Origin of the sequence: Mesorhizobium sp. B1-1-8 (genome assembly GCF_006442795.2) — a bacterium.
GTDB lineage: Bacteria > Pseudomonadota > Alphaproteobacteria > Rhizobiales > Rhizobiaceae > Mesorhizobium.
Genome location: NZ_CP083957.1, coordinates 341,241 through 357,952, shown reverse-complemented (window position 1 = coordinate 357,952; position 16,712 = coordinate 341,241). Strand labels below are relative to the sequence as shown.

The following is a 16,712-nucleotide window of genomic DNA, read 5'->3' as shown; positions in this document are numbered from 1 at the left end:
TCAGGTCAGCGGCGGCCTTGACGAGCGATTGGATATCCTTCGCCAACTCAGCCGCCTTATGCGCTTCATCGTTTTTGCTAATGCGGCCAAATTTGGGATGGATTGCCTGCATGTTTCGCTAACGTGACGAATAAACTGAAAAACAAGCGCAACTCGACTGGGGAACATCATGAAACACCAACTTCTTGCACCGGCTCTTGGCCTCCTGCTGCTGGCGCCCGCCACCTTGGCGTCTGCTGCAGACGTTACAATGCCGGACCCAAACTACGCCACCGCGACGGCGGTCATGAATGTGATCAAGGACGCGGCCGAGCAGGAGCTCGGGCTCGACGTGTCCACGGTCACCACCACCGCCGTACCGGTCATTTGGGAAGCGATGGACCGCAACAAGGGGGAGGTCGATATCTGGCCGGACGTGTGGTTACCGAACCAGCAGGGCCTCGTCGACAAATATGTCAAAGGCGCGGGTACCGTAAAACTCGCGCAGAATGGCTACGAAGCCAAGCAAGGCTACTGCGTGACCCAGGTCACGGTCGACAAATACGGCATCAAGGACGTCGCCGATCTCGCCAATCCCGATAACGCCAAAATATTCGACACCAATGGCGATGGCAAAGGCGAAATCTGGATCGGCGCTTCAGGTTGGCAGTCGACCAACATCGAAAAGGTGCGGGCCCGTGATTATGGCTTCGCCGATTTCTTCGATCTGCAGGTCACCGACGAAGCCGTAGCTGCGGCATCGCTCGACCGGGCCGCGAAGGCCGACAAGCCGTGGGTCGGCTACTGCTACGGTCCGCACCAGAATTTCGCCCGCTACAAGCTGGCCTTCCTTTCCGAGCCGAAACACGATCCAGCCAAGTTCGTGATGCTGCAGCCGAGCGAGGACCCTCAATGGTTCGAGAAATCGAAAGCGTCGTCCGCCTATGCTGACACCACCGTCCACATTGCCTATGCAGCCTCGCTGGCGCAGCGGCAGCCGGAACTGACTGCCGCTTTGGATCGGATTACTTTCAATCCGGACGACATCAGCAAATGGGCCTACGCTATCATCGTCGACAAGAAGCCGGCAGACGATGTGGCGAAGGAATGGATCAAAGCGCACTCTGATGAAGTGGCGAAATGGTTCGGTCATTGAAGTCGAGGACGGAAAATGCAGGCCCCAAAAGGGCCAATGCAGGCCCCAAAAGGGCCTGCATTGTCGCCAGGCCGCTAAAGCCCGTGATCGGACGGGAGCTGTAGCCGGTGGACGCCGCACCGGTCAGCGCATCGGGCGGAGCCGGCTCGGCGGACCGCGAAGCCGTGGCAACCCACGCTGCCGCCATCATCATGAAGGGCGTTTGGAAAATCTTTGGCGCCCGCGGGCCGGAGGCGTTAGCGGCGATTTTGCGCGACGGCCTCGACAAGGACGAAGTCGCCCAGCGCTTCGGCTGTGTCGTGGGCGTAGCCGATGTCAACATCTCGGTTCGGCCGGGTGAAATCTTCTGCGTCATGGGTCTGTCGGGCAGTGGCAAATCGACATTGATCCGCCATATAAACCGCCTGCTTGAGCCATCCGCCGGCGAGATTTTTGTCGATGGTGAAAACGTCATGGCCAAGTCGCCCGGTGAGTTGCGGGCATTGCGGTCCCGTAAGATGGCCATGGTGTTCCAGAGCTTCGGTCTGCTTCCGCATCGGACCGTGCGCGACAACGTCGCGCTCCCGCTGGAGATCCAGGCGGCTAACAAGCAGCGCAGATTCGATGCCGCAGAGGCGGCGCTCGCCAAGGTGAACCTATCGGGCTGGGGGGATCGTTACTGCCATGAACTCTCAGGCGGCATGCAACAGCGCGTAGGACTGGCCCGCGCTTTGGCTGCCGATCCGGCGATCCTGCTGATGGATGAGCCGTTCAGCGCGCTCGATCCGCTGATCAGGCGGCAGCTGCAGGACGAGTTCCTGGGCCTTTCGCGCTCGATGGGCAAGACAGTGATCTTCATAACCCATGACCTCGACGAGGCGATCCGGATCGGCGACCGCATTGCGATCATGAAAGACGGCGTGATCGTCCAGATCGACACGCCCGAGGAGATAGTCACATCACCGAAGCATGACTATGTGGCGAAATTCGTCGCCGACATCTCGCGCCTGAAAGTGATCACCGCCGGGCGCATCATGGAGTCGGTCGACAATTTCAGGAGCCGGTATCATCCGGAGCCGGACCTGGAGCGGTTGCGCAGAGTGGATTGCCGGGAATCTCTGGCCGAACTCGTCGAACTCGCGGCACAGGATGCCGCACCGCTCGCTGTGACTGATCGCGATGGGTTTGTCGTCGGTGTCATTGACAGGCAGATCCTGCTCGACGGTTTGCGAAAAGGAGAGACCCGTGAACGCCCATGATCCGGTCGCCGTGCGATCCATAGAACAGGCTCAACCGGCAGAAGACGGGCTCGTGCGGGAATTCGTCGTCCGCAATCCGGATTATTACGCAAAGGTGTTCGCCCGCATCCGGCGGGCTTCTGGTGCCGTCTGGCCGTTCAACCTGGGGGCCGCCCTGCTTGGGCCGGTATGGGCCGCAGCCCGAGGCATCACGCTGCTGTTCTGGCTCACGTTCTTCCTGGAGATGCTTGCCGTGGTGCAGATCGGCGTCGGCGCAGCTGGCAACCTCGGCGCGGTCGAGCAAGCGCGAGCCGAACGCGTCACCAAGCAGGCGCAGGCGCGCGCGGAACAGGCCAAGGCCGCCGAGGCGGCGGGGGCGGACAATGCCGCAGGACTGAAATCATCAGCGGCCGCTCTGGACAAAGCTGCCAGCAATGCGAGGCTGCAGGTTGAGGCCGCAAAGGCAAAGGCGCCGCTTGTAATTGTGTCCGGGCTTATCACTTTGCTCCTCGCCAGGCTGATCGCCGGCTTCCTCGGCAATCGGACGCTCGAGCGACGCTTCGCGCGCTGGCGTTCGAAGCCGACGCTTCAGCGTGGGCTCAATAACCCGCTGGCGATATGTGCTTTTGCCTTCTGTATCGCGGCTTATGGACTTTCGGCATATCGCTTCGCTGCGCTGACACCAGCGGTCTGGCTCACTGCTGCGCCCTCAAACCCCGAGTGGCAGGCCGCCTTGTCATCGGGGCTGGACAGCCTGATGGCAGCGGTGTCGCATCTCGGGGACGGCTTTTTCGGCGGCATCACAGGCGCAATATCGTTGGTGCTCGATGGCTTGGCCTATGGCCTGACGGGCATGCCCTGGCCAGTGACGATGGCGATCATTCTCGCCCTGGCCTGGCAACTGGCCGGCCCGCGCGTCGCAATCTTCACCGCCGCAGCGCTCGCCTATCTCGCCGTCCTCGGCTTTTGGGAAAAGAGCCTGGAAACGGTTGCCCTGTTGGGCACATCGGCCATTCTCTGCCTCGCGATCGGAATACCTCTTGGGATATGGTGCGGACGCCGGCCGCGCGTCTACGCGGCCTTGCGGCCGGTGCTCGACTTCATGCAGACCATGCCGGCCTTCGTTTACCTGATCCCGGTGATCGCTTTGTTCGGCATCGGCAAGCCGCCCGGCGTCATCGCCACGCTGATCTTCGGCACGCCACCGGTCGTGCGCTTGACAGCACTCGGCTTGCAGGGCGTCCCGCCAGCCATAAGAGAGGCCGCGCAGGCTTATGGCGCTACAAGATGGTTTCTCTTGACGCGGGTCGACCTCCCGCTTGCCATGCCTTCCATCATGGCCGGCATAAACCAGACCATTCTGATGTGCCTTTCGATGGTGGTCATCGCTTCCCTGATCGGTGCCAAGGGGCTTGGAGAAGATGTCCTCAATGCGCTTCAATATGCGGCCGTCGGGCAGGGATTGCTCGCGGGCTTCGCCATTCTTCTCTGTGCCATGATCATTGACCGTGTCGTGCAAGGAAGGGCCAAGTAGAGGCCTGCTGCTTTTCGGGCGCCGGCCAACACCTCGCGGAACCGGCCGCCACCAGGACGACAATACTCGGCGCTCAGAAATAATCCTGGTCCGGCATGCTCTCCTTACGCTTGGCGATGAAAGCTTGCAGCTCTTCATCGATTGCGGGATCAAGGCTAGGGTCCACATAGTCGCTTAGAAGCTTCTTCCACTGGCGATTGGCGCGCTGGGCGGCATCCAGGCCGCCTTCGGCATTCCACTGCTCGAACGAATTGTTGTCGCTGATCGTCGAACGGTAGAAGGCCGACAGGAAGTTCGACTGTGTATGGGCGCTGCCGAGGAAATGCGACCCGGGCCCGACTTCCTCAATGGCATCCATCGCCTGCGCGTTCACCGACAGGTCGATGCCTTCGAACAGACTCATCACCTTGCCGCAAAGATCGGCGTCGATGATGGTCTTCTCAAAGCCGGTAACAAGCCCTCCCTCCAGCCATCCCGTCGCGTGATTGATGACGTTCGCGCCGGCGAGAAGCGACATCAGCAGCCCCAAGGTCCCTTCCTGCTCCGCCTGCGCGTCCGGCAGCTTGGATGCTGAAAGCGTGCCGACTGTGTGGAATGGGACACCGACCCTTCGCGCCAGTTGACCGGCCGCCAAAACCATCTTTGCCGCTTCCGGCGTGCCGAACGTCGGCGCGCCGCTTTGCATGGAGATGGTGCTTGCAAAGCTCCCCATCAGACACGGTGCTCCAGGATTGATAAGCTGGACCAGCGAAAGGCACGCAAGCGCCTCGGCGAGCACCTGCGCCAGCGTGCCGGCGACGGTGCAGGGGCTCATCGCACCGGCTAACGTCCACGGCGTGCAGGCGACCGGCTGGTTGTTGCGGGCATAGACCTTCAGCGAGCCGGACATGTTGGCATCGAGCACCAGCGGCGCGTTGGTGTTCGACACGTTGTAGAGCACGCCGTTATTGGCAACGAAATCCGCGCCAAACACGATCTTGGCCATGTCGACCGCGTCCTGCGCTCGTTGCGAGCCGATGAACGCACCCATGAAAGCGCGGTCCGAGTGACGGATATGCGTGTAGAGCATGTCGAGATGCCGCTTGTTGGCCGGCAGGTCGACAGGCTCGCAAACGACGCCGCCCGAGTGGTGCAGATACGGGATCATCTGATGGATCTTCACCAGATTGCGGAAGTCCGAGATCGTGGCATAGCGCCGGCCGCGATCGAGATCATGCACGAATGGTGGCCCCCAGGATGGACAGAGCACGATGTTGTCACCGCCGATCACCAGCGTGTTCGCCGGGTTGCGGGCGTGCTGCTTGAACTGTGAAGGGGCGGTGGCGCTGATGATCCTGCGGCACATACCAGGCTCGAAGCGCACCCTAGTGCCCTGCACGTCGGCGCCGGCGTCGCGAAAGATATCTAGGATTTCGGGATCGTCATGAAACTCCATGCCGACCTCCTTGAGAAGCCGATCGGCATTTGCCTCTATCAGGCTCAACCCCTCTTCGTTGAGGATGTTGAAAGTGCCGATGCGGCGGCTGATATAAGGCCGCCGCGGCGCGAGCTGGGCCATGCGGTGGCCTTGCCTTCCAGAACGGCCCCCGCTTCGTGGTGCTGGAGCGTCGACCGTCGCGTCCTTGTCCATTTTTGTCTCCCTGATCAAGCGGGCATGAAGGCAACCGGCGCATCGGCCTGCAGGCCGCGCAGCCGCAGATTGTTCGGATCGTAAGGAGCTTTCTTCAGCTCCACCGCCGACAGTTCCTTGCCGAGGATCGAGACGGTCAGACCTTCCGCCACAACACCGGGCCTCAGATAGGCAAGGGCGATGGTCTTACCGGTCCGGAAGCCATGGGCGCCGGAGGTGATGATGCCTACCGGGCGGCCCGCCTGGATCACCGTATGGGCGTAGAAAGGAAGCCTCGCGCCGTCGTCCTCGATCTCAAGCATGACCATTGACCAGGAGCGTTTGCCGACGCGCTCCAGCACTGCCTCGCAACCGACGAATTTCCGGCCGTCCGTCTTGACCAGCGCGTCTAACCCGGCCTCCAGCGGCGTACGCTCGGTGGTTAAGTCGGCACCCCAGCTGCGATAGCCCTTCTCCAGCCGCATCGCGTTCAGCGCGTAGATGCCGAACGGGCGTAAATCGAATTGCACTCCGGCTTTGGTGATCGCCTCATAGAGCTTGCCGAACTGCGCGAGTTGCACGTGCAATTCCCATCCGAGCTCGCCGGCGTAAGACACCCGCAACGCGGCTGCCTTGATGCCCGCCACGCGGATGATCTGGGCCGAAAGCCAGGGGAAGGCTGGATTTGACAGATCGGCTTCGCAGAGCTTTCCAAGGAGGTCGCGAGCACGAGGGCCCATGATGGCGAGCACGCCCCGCCTTTCGGTGACATTGTCGATTGTCACGCCCGGGAAGGCCGCTGCGCGCGCGCGCAGCAGATCCTCATCATGCCGTTCCGCAAGCGCCGCGCTCGTCAGATAGAACACGCCGTCACCAAGACGCGTCACGGTAAATTCGGATGCCACGCCACCGTTTGCCGTCAGCACGTGGACAAGCCCAAGGCGGCCATGGCGCTCAGGCGGCCGGTTGGAGCCGAGAGAACTCATGAAGGCATCAGCACCACGCCCACTGATCTCGAACTTTGACAAGGCGGAAAGGTCGATGGCGCCGACGCCATCTCGCACCGCAAGGCACTCGCCGCGCACAGCGTCAAACCAGCCGGGTTTGCGGAAGGTGAGCGGCGGATCGCGGTCGGCGCCTTTGACGGCGAACCAGTTCGGCCGCTCCCAGCCATAGGCGGCGCCCAGCACCGCGCCTTGGCTTTTTTGAAGCTCAAGCGCTGGCGTCGTGCGGCGTGGGCGGCCCGCTTCGCGTTCCTCGTTGGGATAGTGGATGCCGAACTGCATGCCGAAGCCTTCGATCGCCTTGTCAATGCGATAGTCCCGGTCGGCGAAGTTGCCGAACCGGCGCGGATCGATGGCCAAGGCATCGCTCGGCGGCGACCCGTCGATGATCCAGTCGGCGAGAAAGCGGCCGGCGCCGCCGCCCTCCATCACGCCCATGCTGGAGCCGGTGAGGAGCCAAGCTTTGCCGAGACCGAAGGCCGGACCGATCAGCGGATTGGCGTCCGGCGTGAAGGTGATCGGACCGTTCACCACCGTCTTGATGCCGGCATTGGCAAGCGCCGGCACTCGGTCCATCGCAAGCGTGATGATGTGCTCGACGCGATCGAGATCCGGCGGCAGCAAGTCCATGCCGAACTCGGGCGGCACGCCGTCGATCGCCCAAGGATGGGCCGACTTTTCGTAAGGGCCGACGATGTAGCCGTCGCGCTCTTGGCGCAGGTACCAGCTCTCCTCCGGATCACGGATGATCGGCAGTTCCTTGGCGCCCCCGGCGGTACGCTCGGCGATCTCTGGAACCGTGTCGGTCACGACATACTGATGGAGCATCGGCACGACAGGCAGGTCGATGCCGAACATGGTGCCGATTTCGCGGCACCATGTGCCGGCCGCGTTGACGATATGCTCGGCGACAATGTCGCTCTGCTCGGTGCGGACGAGCCATTCTCCGGATGCTTTGCGCTCGATCCCCAGCACCGGATTGTGGCGCACGATCTCAGCACCGCGCGAACGCGCGCCGGTGGCCATGGCATTGGTCGCCAGAGTCGGGTCGACATGGCCGTCATTGGGCTCGTAGATGGCGCCGATGATCCCGTCCGTGTGACAGAGCGGATAAATTTCGTTGAGCTCGCCGGGGCTGAGGATATGGAAATCATGGCCGACGAACCGGCCGAGTCCCTGCACATGGCGGAATTCGTCCATGCGCTCCTTCGAGCGGGTAATGCGCAGCGCGCCGCTGGCATGGAAGCCGGTCGGCAGCCCGGTCTCCTCGGTCAGGATCTCGCGGTAAAGCCGCACCGAATGCGCGCGCATCTCCATGATCGTCGCGTTATGGGCGAAATGCGTGCAAAGCCCTGCCGCGTGCCAGGTGGAGCCTGCAGTCAGCTCCTGTCTCTCGACCAGCATGACATCGCTCCAGCCTCGCTTGGCGAGGTGATAGAGCAGCGACACGCCCATGGCGCCGCCGCCGATAACGACCACGCGGGCCTGCTGTCTCATGAGTTTTGCTCCGCGCTTGCGCGCATGCGCGACCCGGTTGGATCATAGGGTGGTTTGTCGAGTGGTCGCAGCCTGTAGCGTGTTCCAGCCACCGCGATCTCATATTCGCCGGCCAGCAGTTGCATCTTCGTCTCGTCCGGATCGCAGGCAACGTAGCCCAGGCAAAGGCTCAGGCCCGTGCGACCGCCGAGACCACCTGAGGTTGTCAGTGCGGCCAGTCTGCCGTTTCGATAGATGGGCTCGTCATGCAGCAGCAAGGGATTGGCGCTATCGACGGCGAAATGCATCAGCCGGCGCCGCACACCTTCGCTTTTTTGCTTCAGCAGCGCATCGCGTCCGATGAAATCATCCTTGTTCCAGGAAATTGCGAAGGAAAGGCCCGCTTCCAGCGGGGTATCCTTCGGCCCGATATCGTGGCTCCAGTGGCGATAGCCCTTTTCCAGCCGACAACCGTCCAGCGCGTAGTGACCGCAATAGGCCAGGCCATGAGCACCGCCCGCGGCGGCGACTATCGCCAGCACGCTCTCGGCATGTTCGACCGGCACATAGAGCTCGAAACCGAGCTCGCCGACAAAGCTGACGCGCGTAGCCCGGATGGTGGCGGTGCCGATATCGATGTGGCGCGAGGTCGAGAACGGAAACGCCGCATCGGAAAGATCGGCATCGGTCAGGCTCTGCAGCAGTGTGCGCGAGCGCGGCCCCATGACGCCGAGAACGGCTTCCGCGGACGTAGCGTCGAAGACCGAAACATTGAGGCCAAAATCCTCGGCATGCCGGCTGATCCAGGCAAGGTCCTTCTGCCTTGTCGCCGCGCCGGAGATCACGCGGAAAGCGTTCTCTCCGACCCGCGCGACCGTCACGTCGGCCTCGATGCCGCCCCGCGCGTTCAGCATCTGCGTATAGACGGCGTGGCCCTCAGGCCTGTCGATATCGGCTGTGCACAGGCATTGCATCAGCGTGGCCGCATCGCGTCCGCGCACATCCAGCTTGGTGAACGGCGAAAGCTCGAACAGGCCGACACCTGCAGCCATCCGCTGGGCCTCTGCCCTTGCCGCGTTCCACCATTTCTGCGCACCGACACAATAACCGCGTGTTTCCGCGCTACCGAACCAGAGCGGCCGCTCCCAGCCGGTCGGCGCACCGAATACAGCACCCGCTTCGGCGAACGCACGGTGAAAGGCGGAGCGCCTCACGTCACGTCCGGCCATCGGCTGCTTGTAGGGCCAATGCATGCGGAACAGGTCTGCGACTGCTTCTTCCATCCTGGCGCCGACAAAGGAGCGCGCTGCCGCGGAACGGTCGAAGCGCGCGATGTCGAGCGACCAGAGATCGAGCCCAGGTTCGCCGTCGACGATCCACTCGGCCATGGCCTTGCCGGCGCCTGCCGAGGACATCATACCTGTCGAGTTGAAGCCGGCGGCCACATAGAAGCCGCGCAAATAGGGTGACTCGCCCATGAGCGGCCTCGTGTCGGGCGTAAAACTCTCCGGCCCGTTCATGAAATGCCTGATGCCAGTCTGAGACAATGCCGGCAGCAGGTTCAGTCCCGCCGCCATGAATGGCTCGAACTGCTCCCAATCCTCCGGCAGTTCGAGGAACGGCCTATCGCCGGCCGGACCTCGGACGTCGAAGAGCTTGGCGTTCGGCTCGAACCCACCCAGCACCAGCTTTCCGGAATCGCCCTTGATATAGATACCCTCGTCGAGGTCGCGCAGTATGGGAAATGGATCCTGCAGGCCCGCGATCGGCTCGGTCACGACATACATGTGTTCCACGGCCTGCAACGGCACGGGAACACCGGCGAGAGCGCCGATCTCGCGCGCCCAGGCGCCGGCGCAATTGACGAGGATCTCGCAATCGAATGTGACGCCGGAGGCCAGCTTGACGCCGGCGATCCGGCCGTTGCGGATCAAGATGCCCGAGCAAGCGGCTCCTTCCAGAATGCGGATGCCAGCCGCGCGGGCCCGTTTCGGATAGGCGGCGCAAATATCGACCGGATTGGCCTGGCCGTCTTCCTCGACCCACAGCGCGCCTTCGACATCGTCCGCGACGATGCCGCACACTCGCTCCGCCACGCCGCCCCGGTCGACCATAGCAACCGTCAAGCCGCAGACATCGCCCATATGCGCGATGCGTTTCAGCTCGTCCATGCGCTCTGGGCGACGCGCCAGCCACAGCCCGCCGGTGCGCCTGTAACCGGACGCCTGTCCGGTCAGTTCCTCGAGGCGGGGAAACAGCTCAGTAGCGTATTGCGCGAGCCTTGTCAGGTTGAGGCTGGCACGCAACGGGCCGACAATTCCGGCCGCATGCCAAGAGGTGCCGCTAGTCAGCTGGTGGCGCTCCAGAAGGACGACATCGTTCACTCCCAGGTTGGCAAGATGAAACGCTATGCCGAGGCCAATGAGGCCGCCGCCAATGATCACGATTCGTGCGCTGTCATTCATCCTTGTGGGAGCACCTTCGCTGGATCGAACGCCACAATCTCCCGCCAAGCCGCTTGCGCTCAACCCAAATTTCGCGACATTAGGAAAACTTATGAAGCGTCACAGTCGGAGTTGCGGGTGAAGAGCGGCAGTTTCGATTTCAATCTCTTTCGGTCGATCGAAGTGTTCGTCGCCATCGTTGAGACCAGGCATGTCACGCAAGCGGCGCAGATGCTCGGCATGACCCAATCGGCGGCCTCACAGCATCTGAAGAACCTGGAAAGCGCGCTCGGCGTCAGCCTGATCGACCGCAATTTGCGCCCGATCGAGCTCACCAAGGCCGGCATCGCGCTGCATCGCCGCGCCGTCGCCATACTGGCCGAAGTCGAGGGCCTGCGCACCGACGCACGCCGCGTCAACGCCGCGCCGCTACCGCTTTTGCGCATCGCGCTCCTGGCCTCAATCGCAACCACGCTGGCGCCAGAGCTTTCAGTCCTAGCCCGCAAGCACTTCGGCATACCCGAACTCAGCCTGTTCGCGGGCCTTGCGACCGACCATGTCGCCCTGCTGCGAGCCCGCCGCGCCGATCTCGCCGTCACGTCCGGCGAGCTGTTCGAAATCGAAGGGCTGACGCGATATCCGGTGATGACTGAGAAGTTCCTGCTTGTGACGCCAAAAGGATTTGCCGGCGATGTCGGCGATATCGTCAAGCTGTCGAAGAAGCTCGCCTTCGTACGCTTCTCGCGCGAGACACCCGTCGGCCTGCGCGTCGACCAGCATCTGAGCCGCCTGCGCATCGAGATTCCGCGTGCTATGGAAGGCGACCGATCCAGCGTCGTGATGGCGCCGGTTGCCGCCGGCATGGGCTTTGCGATCCTGACGCCGACCTTGCTCATCGACGGCTTGGCAGAGGGAATGGAGATCGACGTCCACCGGCTGCCGTTCACCGGACTGTCGCGCAACATCCTGCTGGTGGCGCGCGAGCGCGAACTTGGAAACCTGCCAGAGGCTTTCGCCGCACGCACAACGGAAGTGCTGACCCACGCGATCAGCACCCGACTGCCCGGCCTTCCCGCTGACTGTTATACGGTCGACCGCCTTTCATCGCACAGCTAATCGGCTTCATCAGTTATCCTGATAGGAAAATTTGGCGGTGTGCGCGCCGCCCATTCCGTGGTTTCAATCTGAGAAACTTGAAGCATTGGAGACACGGCATGAACGCTCCGCATGTCCATTCAACTCTGGAGATCGATTGGTCCACCGATGCCATCGTCGATCGGCGCAACCGTTTCTACTCGGCCTCGCAGCGCAAATTCGTTCCCTACAAGGAGCCGCTGATCCTCAAGCGGGGCAGGGGCCAGTATGTCTGGGACGAGAAGGACCGCAAATATATCGACCTGCTCGGCATGAACCTGTGCATCTCGGTCGGGCACGCCCATCCTCAGGTGGTCAAGGCAGCCACCGAGCAGGTAAGCGAACTGACGCATTGCACAACCATGTTCTACCATCCGGTTCCGGCCCAATATGCCGAGGAACTGGTCGCGACAATGCCGGCCGGTCACGATTGGGTCGTGCATTTCACAAACAGCGGCGCCGAGGCGATCGATCTTGCGCTTCTGATGGCGCGCTCGCACACAGGTAGCATCGATATGCTGGCGCTTGCCTCAAGCTATCATGGCGCTACCTTTGGCGCGCAGTCGGTGACCGGTATAGCGGGGTTTCGCCATCCCGTGCTACAACTTGGTGGGGTCACGTTCGTGGCCGAGCCCAACCAGTATCGCGGCGTCCACGGTGAAGGTCTCGAGCCATATCTCGACGAAGTCGAGCGAGCTATCGCCACCTCGACCAGCGGACGGCTGGCCGGCATGATCATCGAGCCGGTGCAGGGTTATGGCGGCATCGTACCGATGCCCGCCGGCTATATTGCCGGCGCGTTCGAACGCGTGCGGGCGGCAGGCGGCGTATGTATCATCGATGAAGTGCAATCCGGCGTTGGACGCACGGGCAATGCCTTCTGGGCTTTTGAAACGCATGGCGTCGTTCCCGACATTGTCGTTGTCGCCAAGGGCATCGGCAACGGCATCCCGCTCGGCGCTGTTATCGCCAAACGGGCGGTGGCGGAGTCGATGGCGGACAAATTCCTGTTCCACACCTACGGCGCCAACCCTGTAGCCTGTGCGGCCGGACGCGCGGTGCTCAAGGTTATACGCGAGGAGCGGCTGCAGGAGAATGCGGCCACGGTGGGTGGCGCGCTAAAGGACAGACTCCAGGACCTCAGGAAGGATTTCCCGCTGATCGGCGATATCCGTGGACAGGGACTGATGCTCGCAATCGAGTTGGTGAAGGACCAGGCCACGAAGGAACCGGCGCCCGAAGCAACGCTGAAGGTGTTCGAAGCGACCCGGCAAAATGGCCTGGTCGCGAGCCGCTCGGGCCCCCACCGCAACGTAATCAGGATGTGCCCGCCGCTCTGCCTATCGATGGCCGATCTCGATGAGGTGGTGGACAGCTTCGTTCGTAGCTTCCGGACCGCGACATCTTGATGACCGACCGTCACGTTCTCGCAGCGTCTGTACGAGGGTCAGTAGCAGCACAGTCATCAACTTGCCTGCAGGGTCGTTGCGGGTTACCGGGATGATGACCCAGTAGTGGCCTTCGGCATTAACCGTGGCCATCAAACGCCGCGTTGACCCGTCTGGGCGTCAGCGCGGCTGGCTGCAGACCGGCAGAGCACAAGCTTTCGAGCCGCTGCGCCGCAAGGTGGTAAACCGGCGCGGAACGCATCGGTTCCTGCGATGTATTTGCCGGATAGCGAGACGCCGATGCAGTCGCTACCTGAAACTGCAGGACTGCGGGGCGATCAGTCTCGGGCCGTAGCGCGTCCGAAACATCCCATCTATCGCGAGTGCGGACGACTTGAAGCTAGCGGCGTCCAACGAGGCAGCGCTTCTTCGGCGAACGTCTGGTCGTCGGCAAAAGCGCTATTTCGCACTCGGTGGCTGGTTGCCTATACCGCACCTAGGCCTTGCCTCAAAAATTGCAATCGATGCTGATGCTGGAGTCTATCGAACGTCCACCAGACGGTTACGAGTGGAGCAATGGGCAAGGTCAATGGGTCGCACTTGCGTACATTCTAAAATAATGAAATACACGTCCTGTCTTCCGTTGGGGCATGGGCTGGGAAATGTATTTTCCGCGGTTTTTGGTCGGAATGGTTGCGACCGTTTGCACGGTGGCGACGTGGGTCTACACCGCCACCGGCTCCATGTGGGTCGCTTGTTGCTGGGCCATTGTGGCAGTGCTGCTTCTACAAGCTGTATACTTCTGGCTGGTCCTGTATCTCGTCTACGGCAACCGCAGCGGTAGTCAAGTTGATGGTTCAGACTCCCGTGAACCGGTGAGCGAATTCTCCAGATAATCGCCCTCATGCAGCGTTGCCGATCTTTGTTGCGCCTGCGCTTAATCAATCATCCGTCAATGGAACATCGGTGAGTTGATTAACAGGGGGGGCGCAAAGCCACGTCGGCGCGGCGTGCGGGAGCCGCGGGTTGGGGGTAATCCCTAGGAGAGGCCTAATAAACCCGTGCGTCGATCTCAGGATGCTGCGCGCATTCGCCGGCTGCTTAAAAACTCCATGATCTTTCGTGCGCTCATCGGTCGGCTGAGCGCATAGCCTTGCAAGATGTCGCAGCCCAAATCCTTGAGGATCTTGGCCTGCTGCATTGTCTCGACACCTTCGGCGATGACCTCCACTCCCAACGACCTGCCAATCTGCACAATCGATTCTACGACCTCGCGCTGCTGGGCTGACTCGGCGATTGGACTAATTAGCTGGCGTGCAATTTTAAGCCGTCGCGGTTGAAGTTTGAGCAAGCTGACAATCGAGGCGTGGCCGGTTCCAAAATCGTCAATTTCGATATCGATTCCAAGTTCCTTAATCTGGTTCACGTTCCAGACCATAAGCTCATCATTATCGTCGAGGAAGATTGATTCAAGAAGCTCGAACGAAACGGTTCCAGGTTTTATTGAGAGTGAAATCAGGCTGTTGATCAGCTCCTCGTCCTGCAGCCGTTTTGCAGAGACGTTCACCGACGCGCGCGGAACCAACAGCTGGGCTTTCTGCCACTGATCAAAATCGCGGAGAGTTTGTTCGAGTATCAGTCGGTCAATAATCGAAACGACATTCAACTCGTCCGCAATTTTCAGGAACCCGCTTGGCGGCTGAAGGCCGTTGATCGGATGGTTCCAGCGCGCCAGCGCCTCAACGCCGGCAACCTCTAGCGTTTTCGCGTCGAACTGCAGCTGGTAGTGCGGAACAAATTCGTTGCGTTCCAACCCCCCGAGGATCTCATCGGCCACCCGTTTAGTCCGAACGATCTCACACTGGAGATCTTCGGTGAAGAACTCATACCGATTGCGTCCCCGGCCCTTGGCCCGACAGAGAGCTATGTCCGCGTTGACCATCAGGCGTGGGCCGTCGACAGGACCGCCCGCATCGACTGCGATCCCGATGCTGACCCCAATACGGCACTGGTGGTCCTTATAGGGAACCGGCTCTCGCAATCTCTGTATGATCCGATCGGCCAACTGCTTGAGTTGGTCTATTGAGATGTCGCGGTTGCAGACTACGACAAACTCATCGCCTCCGACTCGGGCAACGAAGTCTGCCGACCCAACAGTCGATTTCAGCACCTTCGCGGTATGGATCAGCACGGCGTCCCCGACCGCATGGCCAAGCGTGTCGTTGATTTGTGTAAAGCGATCGAGGTCAAGATGCAGAAGTGCGGCACCGCTGCCAGCCGTCGACATTGTGGCGGCGTGAGCATCGAGCACGGTGTCGAGGTGGCGGCGATTTGGAAGGCCGGTCAGCGAATCGTGAAGCGCTGCATGCTCATTGCGCGCCGTCGCCGCCTCTAGCTCCGCATTCCTCGTTTCGGCGAGGTTCTTTGCTCGTTCCAACTCCCGCGTCAGGGCCACGTCCGCCGTCACGTCCCATTCCGCTCCGACCATTTTGTGGTCGGTATCGTCCTTGTAACTTTTGGCACGCGCGCGAAGATGTCGAATAACTCCGTTGGGAAGCCTTACACGATATTCCGAAGAATATATGCCGGTCGCGACCCCCTGCACGAAATCCCGCTTAGCCTGTTCAAGATCATCGGGATGGATCGATGTTGCCCACTCATCGAAGGTCCTCGGTTTGCCATCTGCCGGTTTTCCATAGATTTCGTTCAGGCGGTCGTCCCAGTATATGATGTCCGAGTCGAGATCCTGTTCCCAGACGCCGATTTGCGAAGCATCAAGCGCAAGCTCCAGCCTCTCTGAAAGCTGTGCAAGCCGTCGTTCGCTACGGCGCAGATCGGTGTAATGCTTATGCCGTTGTTCGAAAAGCCGCCCAGCAATGAGAATCGGAACCACGACCAGAGCGCCGCCGATGAGCATTGTAAATCGCAAAATCCATGCGTTCCGGGGCGTGACGTTCCAGCCACCCTTGGGAACGGCGGAAATCTGCCACGATCCTGTCGGCAACCGCACCTCGGCCGTGACGGGATTGTCTTCCGCCACGCGCGCGGGACCATAAAATCGCGCGCCGCTTCGTCCCAGAGCGTCCTTGCCGGTCAGAGCGATCTCGATCGACAATTTCTTGTCTAAAAGACCGCTGTCTTCATAGAGCCTCTGAACGTCGATCACGGCAGCCACTATGCCCCAGAATGTCTCAGTAGGGCGGTCCTGGTCAAGGAAGACAGGGAATCGGCCGATAAACGCCTGGCCTCCTTGTTTGAGCTCTACGGGCCCGGCCAAAACCAGTTGTTTGGTATCGCGCGCCCGAAGTGCCGCTTCACGAAATTTTTCGTCTTTGCGAAAGTCCAATCCAACGGCCTTTTCATTGCCTTCCATAGGATACATCAACGAGATGACCAGGCCGGGGGCACCGGCAATGTTTCTGACGCTTGTCTTCTCGCGTAAGAGGCTCTCTGCCAGCTTGGCGAAGCGGGCCTGGCTCATATTCGGTTCGGTAACGATCGTCGCGATCAGACCACGCGCCAGTTGAAGGTCTCCATTGACATTGCCCTCGAGATTGGCGCGGACGAGGTTCATCTCCTTCGCAACGTCAACGCGCAATGCCTGTTCGGCAACGATACTGTTTTGACGGTCAGCAAAAATTCCCGCAATCAGCAGCACGACAAAGGCAATCGCTGCCGGAAGACTGGTCCAGGTCATCAAGGTGCGGGAGCGCTGATGAATGGCAAATGGCAAGGTGGAATCTCGGTCGGCCTACATTCCGACCGGTGCAG

At 61.2% G+C, this 16,712-nt stretch carries 9 protein-coding genes; 5 read left to right on the top strand and 4 right to left on the bottom strand.

Annotated elements, in window-relative coordinates:
- The first annotated feature begins 169 nt into the window (after window positions 1-169).
- The 3 genes from FJ974_RS29395 (at window position 170) to FJ974_RS29385 (ending at window position 3,886) form a co-directional block, all read left to right on the top strand.
- Window positions 170-1,135, top strand: coding sequence for a glycine betaine ABC transporter substrate-binding protein (locus FJ974_RS29395; RefSeq protein ID WP_140537628.1), 966 nt, complete (start codon window positions 170-172; stop codon window positions 1,133-1,135).
- A 107-nt stretch (window positions 1,136-1,242) separates the two neighbouring features.
- Window positions 1,243-2,373 (top strand): quaternary amine ABC transporter ATP-binding protein, encoded by a 1,131-nt coding sequence (locus tag FJ974_RS29390; protein WP_413468372.1) that lies wholly within the window; start codon window positions 1,243-1,245, stop codon window positions 2,371-2,373.
- Window positions 2,360-3,886 carry an ABC transporter permease gene (locus tag FJ974_RS29385; protein ID WP_210240724.1) on the top strand — a complete coding sequence of 509 codons (1,527 nt, stop codon included), beginning with the start codon at window positions 2,360-2,362 and terminating at the stop codon, window positions 3,884-3,886. Before FJ974_RS29390 ends, FJ974_RS29385 begins: the two co-directional genes overlap by 14 nt.
- A gap of 73 nt (window positions 3,887-3,959) precedes the next feature.
- Here the strand turns inward: FJ974_RS29385 and FJ974_RS29380 are convergent, their stop codons facing one another.
- The 3 genes from FJ974_RS29380 to FJ974_RS29370 form a co-directional block, all read right to left on the bottom strand.
- Complete coding sequence (locus tag FJ974_RS29380; protein ID WP_413468371.1) at window positions 3,960-5,444, bottom strand: trimethylamine methyltransferase family protein; 1,485 nt, start codon at window positions 5,442-5,444, stop codon at window positions 3,960-3,962.
- Between the two features lie 86 nt (window positions 5,445-5,530).
- Window positions 5,531-7,996, bottom strand: coding sequence for a GcvT family protein (locus FJ974_RS29375; protein ID WP_140537633.1), 2,466 nt, complete (start codon window positions 7,994-7,996; stop codon window positions 5,531-5,533).
- A complete protein-coding gene (locus FJ974_RS29370) occupies window positions 7,993-10,440 on the bottom strand; it encodes a GcvT family protein (protein WP_140537635.1) in 2,448 nt (815 codons plus the stop codon). The genes FJ974_RS29375 and FJ974_RS29370 overlap by 4 nt, the downstream gene beginning before the upstream one ends.
- A 117-nt stretch (window positions 10,441-10,557) precedes the next feature.
- Between FJ974_RS29370 and FJ974_RS29365 the strand changes: the two genes are divergently transcribed.
- Window positions 10,558-11,535 (top strand): LysR family transcriptional regulator, encoded by a 978-nt coding sequence (locus tag FJ974_RS29365; protein WP_181177261.1) that lies wholly within the window; start codon window positions 10,558-10,560, stop codon window positions 11,533-11,535.
- A 98-nt stretch (window positions 11,536-11,633) separates the two neighbouring features.
- Entirely contained in the window at window positions 11,634-12,962 is a 1,329-nt protein-coding gene (locus FJ974_RS29360) for an aspartate aminotransferase family protein (protein WP_140537638.1), read from the top strand.
- 1,051 nt (window positions 12,963-14,013) lie between these two features.
- Here FJ974_RS29360 and FJ974_RS29355 read toward each other — a convergent pair.
- The gene (locus FJ974_RS29355) at window positions 14,014-16,638 is read right to left on the bottom strand and encodes an EAL domain-containing protein (protein WP_140537709.1); all 2,625 of its coding nucleotides are present in this window, start codon (window positions 16,636-16,638) and stop codon (window positions 14,014-14,016) included.
- Window positions 16,639-16,712: the final 74 nt, after the last annotated feature.